Here is a 16,236-nt window from a genome sequence, read left to right on the forward strand (position 1 = left end):
TTTTGCTGCCTTTTTACAGTTTACAAACAAGCCCGTGGGAAATCTGTCGATTCAGACAAAAAAACTTTGCTACGCCTTCGAACGGCAATGGCAAAGAAAGTCCCGGTTTTCCTGTGTCCTTTCGATTGGTTACGCGTCTAAGCAGAGTAACGATCACAATCCAAATCCTGCTTTTATGCTGGCAAAGACCTTTGGAAGCGCCGTTCACGGCGTTGGTGCCACCATCATTACCATTGAAATCACGGTGGCACAGGGATTACACTTTTTCATGGTCGGTTTGCCCGACAGTGCCGTCAAAGAAAGCGAACAACGGGTCGAATCGTCCCTGAAATATTTCGGCTACCGGATGCCCCGGCAAAAAGTCGTTGTCAATCTGGCTCCGGCCGACATCCGCAAGGAAGGCTCGTCCTACGATTTGCCGATCGGCCTCTGCGTGCTGCAGGCATCGGAACAAATTACGCTGGTGCGCAACCTGGAAGACTACGTCATCATGGGCGAACTGTCGCTCGACGGCAAGTTGCGGCCCATCAAAGGCGTGTTGCCCATTGCGATCGAAGCCCGGAAACGCGGTTTTAAAGGGTTTGTGTTGCCCGCCGAGAATGCACCGGAAGCCGCTATCGTCAATAACCTCGATGTGATCGGGGTCGAAACCATGATGGATGCGGTGGAATACTTTGAGGGTAAAAAAGAAATCACACCGCTGGTGACCGACACACGGGAACTGTTTACGAATACCCAAAATGCCTACGATGCCGATTTTGCCCACGTTCAGGGGCAGGAAAACATCAAACGGGCGATGGAAATTGCGGCTGCCGGTGGTCATAATGTGATCATGATTGGTCCGCCGGGGGCCGGGAAAACCATGCTGGCGAAGCGGTTGCCCAGTATTTTGCCGCCCCTGACGCTGCATGAAGCCCTCGAAACCACCAAGATTCATTCCGTGGTGGGCAAGTTGGGCAGCCGGGCCACGCTGATTGCCACGCGTCCGTTTCGGTCACCGCACCACACCATCAGCGATGCGGCTCTGGTGGGTGGCGGCAGTTTTCCGCAGCCCGGCGAGATCTCGTTATCGCACAACGGCGTTTTGTTTCTGGACGAATTACCGGAGTTCAAGCGGACCGCGCTGGAAGTGATGCGCCAGCCGCTTGAAGAACGGAAAGTGAGCATTTCGCGCGCCAAATGGGCGGTGGAATTTCCGGCCAATTTTATGCTGATCGCCAGCATGAATCCGTGTCCGTGTGGGTATTACAACCACCCCGAAAAAGAATGCGTTTGCGGCCCGGGCGTCGTACAGCGGTATTTGAACAAAATCAGCGGGCCCTTGCTCGACCGCATTGACCTGCACGTGGAAGTGACGCCGGTTTCGTTCGACCAGATGACTGCCAACCGCCCGTCGGAAGGCAGCGAAACCATCCGGGAGCGAGTGATCCAGGCGCGGGAAATCCAGACCAAGCGGTTTGGCGAGCAATCCGGTATTTATTCCAACGCCATGATGCCGTCGCAAATGGTGAAGGAAGTTTGCGTCATCAGCCCGGCGGGTTTGGCGTTGTTAAAAACCGCCATGGAACGGCTGGGCTTGTCGGCCCGCGCCTACGACCGGATTCTGAAAGTGTCGCGTACGATTGCGGATCTGGCGGGAGCGGAACACATCGAAATTGAGCATTTGGCTGAAGCCATTCAATACCGGAGTCTGGACCGGGAGAATTGGGCGGGGTGAGTGCAAATCCATTTTTAGTATGATATTTCTGGATTTCAATCCTAGAATATCATAACAATCCGGGATTTGGCCATGATTTACCCTTCCGTCCGAAAATACGCCACATCGGCTTTTACCGACGTCAGCAGTTCCCGCGTGCGGTCGGGCCGGGCGTCGGTGATAAAAATCTGGCCGAAGGTGTGGTGTTCCATCAAGGTGATGAGCTTGTCGATCCGGCGGTCATCGAGTTTATCGAAGATATCGTCAAGCAGCAACATCGGTTTTACGCCTTTTTCGGCTTGCAGTTGCTCGAACTGCGCGAGTTTTAAAGCAATGACAAAGGTTTTCTGTTGCCCCTGCGAACCGAATTTCTTCAACGCCACGCCATTGGCTTCAAACACGTAATCGTCTTTGTGAACGCCCTTGTTGGTACGCTGCAACTGAATATCCCGCTGGCGGTTTCGGCGGAAATCTTTCGGGAATTCCTCGTTGCCCACTTCCGATTCGTAAATGATATCGACCGCTTCGCGGGCGTCGCTCAGGTAGGCATAATGCTTTTGAACAATGGGCAGAAAGTCGCTGATGAACTGTTTCCGGCGTTGGTAAATTCGCCCGGCCAGTTGCAGCAGCGGTTCGTTGTAGGTTTCCAGCAACTCTTCATCCAGGTAATTCCGTTCGGCAAACAGTTTTAGCGTACCGTTTCGCTGTTTCAGAATCTGCTGGTAGAACAGGTAATCGCGGAGGTAGTCGGCATCCAGTTGCGACAGAACGCCGTCGAAAAAATGCCGCCGTTCTTCGCTGTGTTCGCGCACCAGATCGGTGTCGTTGGGCGCCAGCATCACCACCGGAAACCGCCCGATGTGTTCGCTGATGCGCTCATACGGTTTTTTGTCCGACAACAACACCTTCCGCTGTCCGCGTTGCAGGCTGCAGGTGATCTGCGTCGGTTTATCGTCGTGGCGGAAAATGCCGTCGATGATGAAGAAATCGCTCTGGTGGTGAATGCTCAAGGCATCCTGGTTATGAAACGCACTCTTGCTCAGCGACAAAAAATAAACGGCGTCGAGCAGGTTGGTTTTCCCGCTTCCATTCGGTCCAACGATGCAATTAATCTGTTCGCTAAATGTAAAACTCCCTTCCTCGTAGTTTTTGAAGTTGGTCAGGTTGAGTTTTTCCAAATACATCGGTATGGTTGTTAGCAGGAATTGCGTATTTTCGCGGCATCGTGGTGGTAACAGCCGCGTGTTTAAGCAACAAAGATACAGGTCGTTTGTTACGTTAGGACCGGTTACCTGTATCGCACAACGATTTCCGTTTTATTCGGTTATCCTTTTTTTACGCCCAACGAACTCTATGGCAAGTGTAAAGGAAAAATCTAAGCCGGGCGACGCTTCGCCGGGCGACGCATCGCCAGCCGCTGCAAAAACCAAGCATCCGAAAGAACGCTACCTGTACTGGTATGAGTCGATGATGCTGCAACGTAAATTTGAAGAAAAAGCCGGTCAGCTCTACGGACAGCAGAAAATCCGGGGTTTCTGTCACCTCTACATTGGGCAGGAAGCCTGCTCTTCAGGGTCGTATTCAGCCCTGACCAAAGATGATAAATGGATTACGGCCTACCGCGACCACGGTATTCCGCTGGCGTTGGGTTCTGACCCGAAAGCCATTATGGCCGAGTTATTTGGCAAACAAACCGGCTCGTCAAAAGGAAAAGGCGGTTCGATGCACATTTTCGATAAGTCGGTGAATTTCATGGGCGGCCACGGCATTGTGGGTGGCCAGATTCCGATGGGAGCCGGGATCGCTTTTGCCGAGAAGTATAACAAAACCACCAACCTGTGCATGTGTTTCATGGGCGACGGTGCCGTTCGGCAAGGTTCGTTCCACGAAACGCTGAACATGGCCATGACCTGGAAACTGCCGGTTATTTTTGTCGTGGAAAACAACGGTTACGCGATGGGAACGTCCGTGGCCCGTACGTCGAACGTAACGGATCTGTATACGCTGGGTGAAGCCTACGACATGCCGTCGGAACCCGTCGATGCGATGGATGTGGAAGCCGTTCACGAAGCCGTGAGCCGGGCCGCCGAGCGTGCGCGCAAAGGCGACGGGCCGACGTTCCTGGAATTCCGAACCTACCGGTACCGGGGTCATTCAATGTCCGATCCGCAGAAATACCGCACGAAAGACGAGCTGGAGCAATACAAACAACGCGACCCGATCGAGAACGTCCGGGCGACGATTCTGAAAGAGAAACTGGCGACCGAAGAGGATTTGGCGGCCATCGATCAGAAAATCAAAGGCATCGTGGACGAATCGGTGAAGTTTGCCGAAGAGTCGCCCTATCCGGGACCGGAAGAGGCTTTCCGCGACGTCTACATGCAGAAAGATTATCCGTTTATCATGGAATAATCAAAAGAAGCGTACCCGTAGAAAGGGAAGGGGAAGGAAAGAAACGGTTTTCGGCTGGTCTCTTTCTACGCCATCTTCCTTTTTTCATGTCGATTGTTCGGGCTTTGGTAGCAAAACTTTGTCTATGTTCTTTCTATTATCCAGAGATTTACTAAATTTGCAGTCCGAAATTTTGGATAATTATAAATGAGTAAGACACAAACAAACTCCAAACTGGAGTTTCTGGAAGATCCCGCTGCTCTGGCGGGTTCGTTAGGGAAGGCGGAGTTGTTTTTTGAAAAAAATCAGAAGCTGATTCTGGGTCTGCTGGGCGGTATTGTCTTGGTGGTGGCCGGTTTTATCGGTTATCGCTACTGGGTGAGCAGCCAGGACCAGGAAGCGCAAACGGCCGTGTTCCCGTCGGTTTACGAATGGGAGGCCGATTCACTGAAAAAAGCATTGAATGGTAACGGCGCTAACGAAGGTCTCGTCGCCGTTTCTGAAGAATATAGCGCCACTCCTACCGGTAACGTCGCCAGTTTCCGCGCTGGAGTCGCTTTCCTGAAATTAGGCCAGTACGACCAGGCCATTGAAAAACTGAAAAGTTTCAAATCGTCGGATTTGCTGGTGCAAGCCCGTGCCTACGCCCTGATTGGTGATGCCAACATGGAAAAGAAAGCCTACGGCGACGCCATCGAGTATTACAAAAAAGCGGCTGATTACAAGCCCAACCAATACTTTACACCTGCTTACCTGATGAAGCTGGCACTGGCCTACGAGCAAAACAAGCAAAACCAGGATGCAATTGATACGTACAGTTCGATTATCGACAAATACCCTACCTCTTCGGAAGCCGCTAACGCCAAGAAGTATAAATCGGTGTTGGAAAGCACGGTCGGTGAGTCGTAAGCAGCGTTAATTCAACCATTGCGAAAGGACAAAGCCGACCGGGTTTTGTCCTTTTTTTTGACCAGGATTTAGCTGATTGGAATGATGAACTCTGATTTATCTTGTCAATCGTTTTACTAATCCCGGCAACCGTACTCACTTATTGTAATCATAGTTAATCCCTTTAATCAGTTAAATCCTGGTTCAGAATGGCATCCGAATTAAAGAACTTAAGTGTTTTTTCAACCGATCACCTGCCCGACATCAGTCATCGCCAGTTTGCCATCGTGGTGGCCGAGTGGAATGCAGAAGTAACCGAAGCCCTGTTTTCGGGTGCCTACCAGACGTTGATCAACTACGGCGCGAAGGTCGAGAACATCGTCCGGGGTAATGTTCCGGGGAGTTTCGAGCTGAGTTTGGGCGCACAATGGTTTGCCCAACGCACGGAAATCGATGCGGTTATTGCGCTGGGCTGCGTGATTCAGGGCGAAACCAAACACAACGATTACATCAACCACGCTGTGGCGCAGGGATTGACGAACGTTGGACTGCAAACCGGAAAACCGGTCATCTTCGGGGTTCTGACACCGAACAACCAGCAGCAGGCTCTCGACCGCGCGGGCGGTGTTCACGGCAACAAAGGCGACGAAGCCGCCATGACCGCCATCAAAATGTTAGGATTACAACAGCAAGTGTACAGTTTATAATCATCTAATTTTGAATGAGTGAATGATAGAATGAGTGAATAGCGTTCCCAAATTTTGGTCTTCGCGGAGCTATTCACTCATTCACTCATTCGCTCATTCACTCATTAATTATGCAAGTCTGGAAATTTGGCGGAACGTCCGTTGGCAAGCCCGAACGGATGCATTCGATTCGCAACCTGATTACCTCCGATGATCAGCAAAAAATCATCGTTCTGTCGGCCCTGTCCGGCACTACCAACGCCCTGTTGTCCATCGGCGAATCCCTGAAAGCGGATCAGCCCGGTGAAGCGGCCGAGAAAATCGAGCACCTGAAAGCGCATTACGATTCGTTCGTTCGCGATTTGTACAAGACCAGCGAAGGATTGACGAAGGGACAGAAGATCATCGAAAACGAATTCTCGTTCATTCGATCGCTGACCCGCATCAAACCGTTTACGCTGAAACAGGAAAAAGAGCTGGTGGCCGAAGGCGAATTGCTGAGCACGCAAATTTTTCAGGCGTATCTGGAAGAACTGGAGCACGACTCCATTCTGCTGCCTGCGCTGGAGTTTATGCGAATCGACGCCGATGGCGAACCGGAACTGGATTATACGGAACGCAAACTGCGGGAATTGCTGCGGGCGCACGGTGATAAAAAACTCATTGTGACGCAGGGGTTCATCTGCCGGAATCCGCGCGGTGAAGTCGACAACCTGAAACGGGGCGGTTCGGACTACACGGCTTCGCTGATTGGCGGGGCCATTCGCGCCGACGAAATCCAGATCTGGACCGACATCGACGGCATGCACAACAACGACCCCCGGATTGTCAAGAAGACCTTCCCGATCCGGGCGTTGACGTTTGAAGAAGCCGCTGAATTAGCCTATTTTGGGGCCAAAATCCTGCACCCGTCCACCATTACGCCGGCCAAAATGTTTGGCGTTCCGGTTCGGTTGAAGAACACGATGGACCCGACGGCGGAAGGAACGCTGATTGCCAACAAAACGTCCGATCAGGTGTTCAAGGCCATCGCGGCCAAAGACAGCATCACGGCTTTGTACATTCATTCGCTGCGGATGCTGAATGCCTACGGTTTTCTGCGCCGGATTTTTGAAGTATTTGAAAAATACAAAACGCCGGTCGATCTGATTGCTACTTCGGAAGTATCGGTTTCGGTCACGATTGACAAAACCGACAACCTGACGGAACTGATGGCGGAGTTGCGGACGTTCTGCGAACTGGAAGAACCGGATTACGACCAGGCCATTATCTGTATTGTCGGAAATTTCAGTGCCGATCAGGCCGGTATTGCCTTACAGGTTCTGAAAGCGATGGAAGGCATCCCGATCCGGATGATTTCGTACGGCGGTACCGAACACAATATTTCGCTGCTCGTTCATGGTCGCTACAAAGCCGAAGCCCTGAATGCGCTGAACGAAGGACTTTTTGAACTGAAAGAAGCCTGAAAAAACGGAACACCTGACCGGTTTTCAAAACCGGTCAGGTCTGGCTAATTTTGTCCCCAAACCGTTACGGCCATGAACCGCCTTACCAACAAAGCATTTCTGCAAAAGGTCAAAGAATCGGTGCATTCGATTGATCCACAGGCTGATGTCTATCTGTTCGGTTCACGGGCGCGGGGTAATCATCGCAAGGATTCGGATTGGGATTTTCTGGTGTTAACTGAGAAGAAATTAGACCAGCAATTGGAATATGCGATCTGGGATACGTTTACAGAACTGGAATTAGCGTCTGAGCAGATTATAAATCCCGTGGTGCAAGAAAAGCAGGAGTGGATAAAACACCCTTTTTCTCCTTTCTATTGGAACGTTCTTACTGATGGTAAACCAATATGAATAATTACAAGGAGGAAGAGATTAAGTACAGACTATCCCGCCCAACTGAATCTTTGCAAGATGCACAGGCCCTAATTGCGATAGAAAGCTGGAACGGTGCCGCAAACCGTCTTTATTATGCAGCTTACTATGTGGTAGTCGCACTCATGGTAAAACATGAAATTAAGATTACTTCCCACGATGGTGCAAAACATATGCTCGGCCTGCATTTTGTGAAAACCGGTCGGCTAGACGTCCGATTTAGTAAGATTTACGGTCACCTATTTAATACACGTCAAAGTGGCGATTATGGCAATTTTATCTATCATTCGTCAGAAAAGATTTTGCCATTACTAGACGAAACCGAACAATTCATTGCTGCCGTCCGGCAGTTAGTAGCTGAATAACATGCTTTTACTTCCATTCATTCGCGACAATAAAGAAGCCACCCTGGCGGGGCTGAAAAAGAAACGGTTTGCCAATGCAGAAACCGCCGTCGAGCAGGTGCTGGCGTTCGATCAGCAACGGCGCGATGCCCAAAAAGAACTGGAAGACGTCCTGGCCCGCTCCAACGCCAAAGCCAAAGAAATCGGGGCGTTGATGAAAGCCGGACAAAAAGCCGAAGCAGAGGCCGCCAAAGTCGAAACCGCCGAACTCAAAACGCGCTCGAAAGAACTGGAAGAAAGCCTGAAAATCGCCGAGCAGCAGTTGCAGGAGGTTTTGGTGACCTTGCCGAATCTGCCCCACAGCAGCGTTCCGGAAGGTCGTACGCCCGAGGATAATGAGGTGGTTCTGGAACATGGCGAAATTCCAACCTTGCCCGAAGGCGCATTGCCGCACTGGGATCTGATCAAAAAATACGAGATCATCGACTTTGAACTGGGCAATAAAATCACCGGCGCCGGTTTTCCGGTGTACCGGGGAAAAGGCGCACGGATTCAGCGGGCGATGATCAATTTCTTTCTGGACGAGGCACTGAAAGCCGGTTATTTCGAAATTCAGCCGCCGATTTTGATCAACGAAGATTCGGGGTTTGGCACGGGTCAGTTGCCCGACAAAGAAGGGCAGATGTATTTTGCCACCGAGGACAAACTGTATCTGATTCCAACAGCGGAAGTACCTATCACTAATTTATACCGTGACGTCATTTTATCGGACGATCAATTGCCGGTCAAGAACGTTGGGCACACGCCCTGTTTCCGGCGCGAAGCCGGTTCCTGGGGCGCACACGTTCGGGGTTTGAACCGCTTGCACCAGTTTGATAAAGTAGAGATTGTGCAAATCCGCAAACCGGAAGAATCGTATCAGGCACTGGAAGAAATGAGTCTGCACGTCCAGCTATTGTTGCAGAAACTGGAACTGCCCTACCGCGTCCTGCGGCTTTGCGGGGGCGATATGGGTTTTACGTCTGCGCTGACCTACGACATGGAAGTGTGGTCGGCGGCTCAGCAACGCTGGCTGGAAGTGAGTTCGGTATCCAACTTTGAAACCTATCAGTCCAACCGCCTGAAACTCCGCTCACGGGTCGAGGGAAAAACCCAACTGCTGCATACCCTGAACGGTTCGGCCCTGGCGTTGCCCCGGATTCTGGCGGCCATTCTGGAAAATAACCAGACGCCGGAAGGCGTTCGGATTCCGAAGGTGCTGGTGCCGTATTGCGGGTTTGACATGATCAATTAGGCGCGACGCTTCCGGCTGTCCGGAAGCGTCGCTCGCTTTTTCTAGACAATAGCGGGTTGCTCCAGTGCTTTCCGGAGCACTTTTTCGTCGGTTAAATCAAGCCGCAAAGGTGTGATGGATACATAGCCCTGATCGATAGCCCAGCGGTCGGTTCCTTCTTCGGCCGGTTCCAACGGGGTTACCGTAAACCAGTAATGTTTGCGCCCCAACGGGTCCATACCCGGCACAATCGTACCATCGTATAGCCGAACCGACTGCCGGGTCCACCGGATCTCGGTCGGTTGCTGGGGAAAATTGACGTTGTAGAGCGACAACTCCGTATCTTTCAGTAACAACTCCAGTGTTTTGGCCACAAACGGCTCCAGGGCCTTGAAGTCCGGCTCGGTCTTGCCGACCGGCGTACTGAGCGCGATGCCTTTGATGCCGAGCAAAACCGCCTGCTTGGCAGCCGCCAGTGTTCCCGAATGCCACATGGAGTTGCCCAGGTTCGGCCCCATGTTGATCCCCGACAACACTACATCAGTATGTCCCCACAAGTGCGTTCCCAGTGCCACACAATCGGCGGGGGTGCCGTTGACGCGGTAGGCGTCGATGCCTTCAAACTTGATGGGGGAGGTTTTGTAGGAAAGCGGTCGGGAATGGGTGACCGCATGGCCCATCGACGATTGCTCTACGTCGGGAGCGACAACACGAACTTCCCCGAACCGGGAGGCTATTTGGGCCAGAGCGGCAATGCCCGGGCTGTATATGCCGTCATCGTTGGTGATTAAAATTCTCATGGCAGTACCATTTTTGTCTTCTTATTCCAACAGAAAAACCGTTCGGGATGTTTAATAGATCATTCGAACGGACTTTATGAAAATCGCTCAGCTCTTACATAATCCCGGTGCCGGTGATGAGGAACATTCCCGGAAAGAACTCATGGCACTCATTGAATCGGAAGGTTTTGTTTGCCGATATGCTTCTACGAAGAAAAACGACTGGAAAGAATTGAAATCCGACGTCGATTTTCTGGTCGTTGCGGGGGGAGACGGCACCGTGCGAAAGGTCGCCAAACATCTTTTGAACCGGAAGCTAATCGAAAAACCGTTGCCAATTGCCCTGTTGCCCAGCGGAACGGCCAATAACATTGCGGGGACATTGAACATTCCGGCTGACGATCCACAACCAGTTGTCCAAAGCTGGCGCACGGATCAGCGGAAGAGGTTCGATGTCGGGCTGGTGCAAGGCTTACCCAAAAAGCAGTTTTTCCTGGAGGGAATCGGGTACGGCGTTTTTCCCCAGTTAATGAAAGAGATGAAGGAGCATCCGGTCAATTCGTCCGATTCGCCGGAAGACAAACTTCGTATAGCGCTGGAAATCCTTTCGGAAATCGTTCAGACGTACCAGGTTCAGTCGTGCCGGATTGAAGTGGATGGCGTCGATTATTCGGGCGAGTATCTGCTGGTGGAGGTGATGAACATTCGCTCCATCGGCCCCAATCTGGTGCTGGCTCCGGCCGCCGATCCCGGCGACGGGCTGTTCGAGGTGGTGCTGGTTTCGGAAAGCCAGCGCGACGGGCTGCTGACCTACGTGCAGAACCGGCTCCAGGGCGTCGAAGGCGACTATTGGGGAACGGTTTTGAAAGGAAAATCCATCCACATGCAGTGGGAAGGCGTCGAAATGCACCTGGACGACCAATTGATTAAATCCAAAAAGCCCCGGGCGTTGCAACTGACGCTGAGCGAAGGGCTTCTCACGTTTTTAGGGGCTGGTTGATGGGCCACAACCACTTAACCGAATACTATTACACATTATTGATAAGCAAAATTTATTGGCATGGTGTATTTAACTTTTACCTTTCGGCCGCGTTGAATACCTGGAGTCCATTTTCCACTGGTGGCTTTCACGACTCGAACAGCTTCTTCATCCGCACCATAACCAATACCTTTCATAACTTTTACATCCTCAACATTCCCTTCCGTGTCGATAACAAAGCCGATAACAACTCTTCCCTGAACTCTCGCTCGGGAAGCTTCAACCGGATAACGAATAGTGCTGCCTAAAAACCTTCCCAATGCCGACATCCCACCTTTAAATTCCGGCTGTTTTTCAGGTTCATCGTACGTCATAACATCACCTTTTTCGTTATACAGCTTGCCGGTGAGAAACTTACCATTTTCGTACGTTTCCCGGTAAGCTAACTGATCATTTCTGAATCGCCCGATCCATTCACCATCTTTTAAACTGTTTTTCAGTGCTCCGCTTTCCAGAAGCAGTTTCCCGTTGCTTCGTGAAGCATAGGTTGCTTGTCCGGTTCCTTTTATAACTGTAGGATGACCCGTCGAGTCAAACTGGCTGATCAATTGAAAATGAATGGAAGTTTCTGCACTGAGGTCGCGCAAGGCAATTTGACGAAGTTGACCATTTGGATACCAGAGCCATTCCTGGGTTTTCTTCTCATCGATCGACTCCTCCAGACGCTTTACCGTCCCATTTCGGTAATAATAAAGTGATGATCGGGAGCCTAGGCCATCACTATGGGGTTCTACCGATAGCAGTGAGCCATCTGCAAAAAAAGAATACTGCGTTTCCTGAACTATGCCTTTTTTATCGAAAGTTTGAAGACGATAAGCCTCTACTGAATCGGGCAGAGCCGGATCATGATCGTTGTGGTAGGTAAAGGGCGCTTTCTTAAACTGATATCGGTCAAATTCTTTCCAGTTCTTTCCTGATTTCCGGTAAATAATGGGATCTCCGTTTGGATAACCGAGTGTATCGACCGGTGTATCAAGCAGGTACGAGGCTTTGCTTTCATCCGTAATCAAGAGTGCTTTGTCATCAAAATATCGGCTGACCCTATCCTGTTTGTAGTCCAGACCCGTTGGCGCAAACCGAACCGGATACGTAAACTGCTGGCGAACCGGCTGGCCACCTTTCAACGCCGGTTTCCAGGCGTTGAACAGACTCAAAACCCGCATGGCCTCGCGGTCGCAATCGGGGCGGAGGCTGCGGAGCGTTTTTACTTCCGAAACCGTGCCGTTGGGTTCAACCACCCCCGACAGAATGACGATACCTTTGATCCGGCTCACTTCGGCCGGATACGGCATTCGCAGGTTAACGTCGATAAACTTTTCCAGCAGTGCGATACCGCCAATGGGCCGGGCCGCCGAATCGACTTCGAAATCTTTGTAAGCGGTCTGGGCGCGAACCGCCAACGACATTGATAGCAAAAACAGGATGTAAAAACAACGTTTCATGGGTGGATATGAAAATTTTGGCATCTAAGGTATAAAAAATACTACTAATTCCCTTTCATCATCTATTTGCCCGTCATGGGTGGTTTTCCGGTGCCAAAATCATCGGGCAGTCGCTGGAGCCACAGATTGCGAACCCGCCCGTTCGACATCCGGATGCCCAAAATCTGTTCCGCCGGGTTGCGAACCACATCGATGGTTTGCACATACCACCAGGGAGCCTGCAAACGGTCTTTAGAAACAACACTGATGGACACTTCGCCGTGGTGGACATGCCTTAGTTTCAGCGTATCGTCTTTCTGAATGATGGTATAAATGGTTTCCAGTTCCGGGCTGTAATACTGGCCGACGAGTTGTTTCTTCTGCTCCGCCGAAATCTCAAACGGTTTGACCCGTTTTCCCGGATGATGGCCATTCTGGATAAGCGTGATCTGGCTCACTTTTCCGGTTTGCGGGCGATGAAAGATTACTTTGGCATCCACGACTTTTAAAAAGAACGTGGTGTCGGACGATGGAAACAGCTCGGCCTCGGCCTGAGGCTGCCCCGTGGCCTGTGTGAAATACCGGTTGCCGTCCCGCTTGAACGACAGGATAAAACCGGGTGCTTCGGAAAGTTCATACTCACCGGCATAGGTATCGAAGAGCGCGGGGTCAATGGCATGCACGTTGGCAAGAGTCGGAGCCGTCGGGGCTTTCACGACCTTGTCCGTTTTTAACTGCGAAGCCAGGTAAATATCGGCCAGCTCGAAGGCTTTTTTGGCCGGATCAAACTCGGCCTGGTTGCTCAACACGATAAAACCGTAGTCTTCTTTCGGAAAATAGCACAGAAAGGACCGAAAACCGGCGTCGCTGCCCCCGTGATTGATGTGCGACAACCCTTTGTACTGGCCATGCACGAGCGCAAAAGCATAGGGCAGGGTGTCGCCTTTGGTAAGCCGCCCCCGTTCCAGCATCTGTGTCATGGTGGCCTGGTTGCCGACGGCGGGCGAGCGGAAATTGCCAATCCAGTGCGCCAGATCGTTCACCGTCGTGAATAAACTGGTGGCACCCGCGTTGGCGTAACTCAGCACGCTTTTTTTGTAGGCATTCGGGCCGTCGCCTTTCGAAAACGAATACGCCCGACCTTTGACAATCCGTTCGTGATCGTCGTAAAACAAGGTGTTTTTCATGCCCAGCGGCTTGAAAACCCGCGCTTGCATCCACTCCCGAAACGGTTGTTTCGTTACGCGGGCGATGATTTCACCCAGTAATGTATACCCCGTATTGCAATAGGTGTAGGCCGAACCTGGCTCAAAATTCAGTTCCTGCTGCCGTTTGACGAGGTTGAAAACCTGTTCTTTGGTAATGACGTCGTCCAGTTGCCAACCCGCCATCGCCAGCAGATTCCACTGGTCGCGCAAGCCGCTGGTGTGGTGAATGAGGTGCCGGATGGTTATCCTTTTGCCAAAATCGGGCACTTCCGGCAGGTAGTTGTGAATGTCATCGTCCAGCGATAGTTTGCCTTCCTGCGCCAGCAGCACAATCCCGAAGGCCGTAAACTGTTTCGACAAAGAAGCCACGTGGAAAATGGTTTCCGGGCCAATCGGCGCCCCGGTTTCCACGTCGGCTTCACCAAATCCTTTGGCATAAATCAGCTTGCCCTGATGCACCACCCCGACGGCAGCTCCGGGGCTACCGGTTTTTTTCCATTCCCGAAAAAGTGAATCGGCCCGGATTGCCAGTTTGGGCGATTGGGCCAGGGTGAATGAACCGGAAAGAACGAGCAGGATCAGAGAGGAGAGGAGTTGGAGGTGCGGCTTCATGGGCTTACGGTTTTCGGCAAATTAAGCATTTGGTTTGGCAAAAAACAGAGGGTATACACGGTATTTAAACGCCGTTCGTCCGGCCCTTTTTAGTGGCTGTTAAAGTTTGTTAAGGCATTTCGCCAGGTCATGGAATTCCGGTATTTTGCCCGAAATCAGCTCCGCATGCGTCTTCTGAAATTACAGGCCGTTTTCCTCTTTTACCGAACGTTTTGGGTAGTCAGCAACCTCGTAACCGTGGGGTTGATCGGCGTTAGTCTGCTAAAGCTTGTCGAATACTTCCCGCTTTTTCTGGTTTATTTCCTGTGGTTCAAGCTGCTTTCCGAGGTGGCGGTCTGGTATCTGGTACGGAAAAATTACCAACCGCGGTTCTGGTTTTACCACAATCTGGGTTTGTCAGAAACCGCCTTGTTCGCTGGGGCTTTTGCAATCGATCTGCTGATCGCCTTTCTGTTGATCGGTCTGGCGTATCAACTCATGCGCGTCCTATGAACCGCCAGTCGACTGTGTTGGAAGCCGACGGAATCTGGCTGCAGTTCGGCAGTCGAAAAATTCTCCAGAGTGTATACATCAAACTGCAAACTGGCCACCTGACAGGTTTGCTGGGCCGCAACGGGAGCGGGAAATCCTGTCTCCTGAAAAGCATGATGGGCCTGATGCCGACCGAAACCCGGTCCGTACGGGTTGATGGTCACTACGTTGAAAAACCGTATCAGCAGCCTGATTTGATCCGTTATCTGCCCCAGCATTCGTTCGTTCCCCCCTCGTTGACCATCCGGGCGGCTTTCGACTGGTACGGCGTGAACCTGGACGAAATCGCCGGGGACTATCCAAAAATTGCTGCCCTGAAAAACCAGCGGATGGGCCGTTTGTCGGGGGGCGAAAAGCGGCTGGCGGAGATTTTGCTGGTTCTAAAATCCGATACGGCTTTTGTTTTGCTGGATGAACCCTTCTCACACCTGATGCCGGTTCAGATTGAGCAGTTGCACGCGACGATCCGGCAGGAATCCCGGCGCAAAGGCATTCTTCTGTCCGATCATCTCTATCGCTCCGTGCTGGATCTCAGCGATTCCGTCTACTTTCTTAATACCGGCGGGCGAACCGTCCGGCTGGAGGCTCCGGAACAGGATTTGAAAGACCGGGGCTACCTGAGTTCGTGATGAAAAGTTTTTGGCGGAAAATGTGCCTTTGGCGATTCCGCGCGTCTAAAGGGAAAGCCCTTCGCAAACTGACCGATGAGAAAAAAGAACCTGGCCATCTTTCTGACCGGCCTGATCCTGCTAACCGCTGCTGGTATACCCATTGCCTGCCAGGATGATCCCGATCCCGAGTTTGAAATCATTTTGACGGACGTGCCGGAGGTGTATCAAAAAATCTACGGTGCCACCAGCATCACGCGTTCCGGCGATTACATAACGATCAAAACAACGGGCGTTCCCGACCATAAAAGCCCGTATTTTCAGAATACCCGCTGGGCCACGGCGCAATACGAAGCCTATACCGGGACCAATACCGCCTGGAAGCAAAATCCGAACAAAATCGTGTCCTTTAGCTATGCCTTCCGGCTGCCGGTTTCGCCGAAAGAAGCAACCACCAAATCGGCGACGGCGGGCGGCCCCATTGGCGTTTCCCTCAACGGCGTTCCGTTCTTCAACCAATATGCCGCCATGCAGGCTCCACTTACGGATGAAATCAACGGTTTCGATCAGTATAACGGCCACCCCGCCCAGGCTGGAGATTACCACTACCACGCCGAACCGACTTACCTAACCGCCAACAAAGGCAAAGAAGCCCTGCTGGGTTTTTTGCTCGACGGTTTTCCGGTCTACGGGCCCGTTGAAAATGGCAAAACCGTTACAAACAGCGATCTGGATAAATACCACGGTCATTCCCACGCGACAGCAGATTATCCGAAAGGCATTTACCATTACCACATCACGGCCACCGAGCCCTACATCAACGGCAACGACTATTATGGGACGCCGGGGACGTATACCAAATAACCGGGTTGCGATGCTGGCT

General features: G+C 51.7%; 16 protein-coding genes. 12 read left to right on the top strand and 4 right to left on the bottom strand.

The annotated features are described in order from the left end of the window. Positions 1-175: 175 nt before the first annotated feature. Positions 176-1,717 (top strand): YifB family Mg chelatase-like AAA ATPase, encoded by a 1,542-nt coding sequence (locus F0P93_RS17070; RefSeq protein ID WP_150878011.1) that lies wholly within the window; start codon positions 176-178, stop codon positions 1,715-1,717. Positions 1,718-1,794: 77 nt separating this feature from the next. On the opposite strand, the gene recF is transcribed toward F0P93_RS17070, so the two are convergent. Beyond that, entirely contained in the window at positions 1,795-2,880 is a 1,086-nt protein-coding gene (gene recF, locus F0P93_RS17075; RefSeq protein ID WP_150878013.1) for a DNA replication/repair protein RecF, read from the bottom strand. Positions 2,881-3,049: 169 nt separating this feature from the next. Between recF and pdhA the strand changes: the two genes are divergently transcribed. The 7 genes from pdhA (at position 3,050) to serS (ending at position 9,176) form a co-directional block, all read left to right on the top strand. Further along, the gene (pdhA, locus tag F0P93_RS17080; protein ID WP_114408677.1) at positions 3,050-4,108 is read left to right on the top strand and encodes a pyruvate dehydrogenase (acetyl-transferring) E1 component subunit alpha; all 1,059 of its coding nucleotides are present in this window, start codon (positions 3,050-3,052) and stop codon (positions 4,106-4,108) included. Positions 4,109-4,294: 186 nt separating this feature from the next. Then, positions 4,295-4,996 carry a tetratricopeptide repeat protein gene (locus F0P93_RS17085; RefSeq protein WP_150878015.1) on the top strand — a complete coding sequence of 234 codons (702 nt, stop codon included), beginning with the start codon at positions 4,295-4,297 and terminating at the stop codon, positions 4,994-4,996. Positions 4,997-5,184: 188 nt separating this feature from the next. Next, a complete protein-coding gene (gene ribH, locus F0P93_RS17090; RefSeq protein ID WP_150878018.1) occupies positions 5,185-5,682 on the top strand; it encodes a 6,7-dimethyl-8-ribityllumazine synthase in 498 nt (165 codons plus the stop codon). Between the two features lie 110 nt (positions 5,683-5,792). Continuing rightward, a complete protein-coding gene (locus tag F0P93_RS17095; protein ID WP_150878020.1) occupies positions 5,793-7,127 on the top strand; it encodes an aspartate kinase in 1,335 nt (444 codons plus the stop codon). A 72-nt stretch (positions 7,128-7,199) separates the two neighbouring features. Next, entirely contained in the window at positions 7,200-7,517 is a 318-nt protein-coding gene (locus tag F0P93_RS17100; RefSeq protein WP_150878023.1) for a nucleotidyltransferase domain-containing protein, read from the top strand. Then, complete coding sequence (locus F0P93_RS17105; protein WP_150878025.1) at positions 7,514-7,903, top strand: HEPN domain-containing protein; 390 nt, start codon at positions 7,514-7,516, stop codon at positions 7,901-7,903. The genes F0P93_RS17100 and F0P93_RS17105 overlap by 4 nt, the downstream gene beginning before the upstream one ends. Position 7,904: 1 nt before the next feature. Next, positions 7,905-9,176, top strand: a complete 1,272-nt coding sequence (gene serS / locus F0P93_RS17110) for a serine--tRNA ligase (protein ID WP_150878028.1) — start codon at positions 7,905-7,907, stop codon at positions 9,174-9,176. A 41-nt stretch (positions 9,177-9,217) separates the two neighbouring features. On the opposite strand, the gene surE is transcribed toward serS, so the two are convergent. Next, complete coding sequence (gene surE / locus F0P93_RS17115; RefSeq protein WP_150878030.1) at positions 9,218-9,955, bottom strand: 5'/3'-nucleotidase SurE; 738 nt, start codon at positions 9,953-9,955, stop codon at positions 9,218-9,220. Between the two features lie 76 nt (positions 9,956-10,031). Between surE and F0P93_RS17120 the strand changes: the two genes are divergently transcribed. Continuing rightward, entirely contained in the window at positions 10,032-10,934 is a 903-nt protein-coding gene (locus tag F0P93_RS17120; protein ID WP_150878033.1) for a diacylglycerol/lipid kinase family protein, read from the top strand. A gap of 35 nt (positions 10,935-10,969) precedes the next feature. Here F0P93_RS17120 and F0P93_RS17125 read toward each other — a convergent pair whose 3' ends face one another. Both F0P93_RS17125 and F0P93_RS17130 read right to left on the bottom strand, forming a co-directional pair. Further along, the gene (locus F0P93_RS17125) at positions 10,970-12,265 is read right to left on the bottom strand and encodes a TonB family protein (RefSeq protein WP_191908841.1); all 1,296 of its coding nucleotides are present in this window, start codon (positions 12,263-12,265) and stop codon (positions 10,970-10,972) included. Between the two features lie 212 nt (positions 12,266-12,477). Next, positions 12,478-14,214 (bottom strand): serine hydrolase, encoded by a 1,737-nt coding sequence (locus F0P93_RS17130; RefSeq protein WP_150878038.1) that lies wholly within the window; start codon positions 14,212-14,214, stop codon positions 12,478-12,480. A 129-nt stretch (positions 14,215-14,343) separates the two neighbouring features. On the opposite strand from F0P93_RS17130, the gene F0P93_RS17135 reads away from it, so the two are divergent. From F0P93_RS17135 to F0P93_RS17145, 3 genes are all read left to right on the top strand, one after another. Beyond that, complete coding sequence (locus F0P93_RS17135; RefSeq protein WP_150878041.1) at positions 14,344-14,706, top strand: hypothetical protein; 363 nt, start codon at positions 14,344-14,346, stop codon at positions 14,704-14,706. Next, on the top strand, positions 14,703-15,374 hold the full coding sequence (locus F0P93_RS17140) for an ATP-binding cassette domain-containing protein (protein ID WP_150878044.1): 672 nt from the start codon (positions 14,703-14,705) through the stop codon (positions 15,372-15,374). The genes F0P93_RS17135 and F0P93_RS17140 overlap by 4 nt, the downstream gene beginning before the upstream one ends. Positions 15,375-15,449: 75 nt before the next feature. Next, on the top strand, positions 15,450-16,217 hold the full coding sequence (locus F0P93_RS17145) for a YHYH protein (RefSeq protein WP_150878047.1): 768 nt from the start codon (positions 15,450-15,452) through the stop codon (positions 16,215-16,217). Positions 16,218-16,236: the final 19 nt, after the last annotated feature.

Origin of the sequence: Larkinella humicola, assembly GCF_008727875.1 — a bacterium.
Lineage (GTDB): Bacteria > Bacteroidota > Bacteroidia > Cytophagales > Spirosomataceae > Larkinella > Larkinella humicola.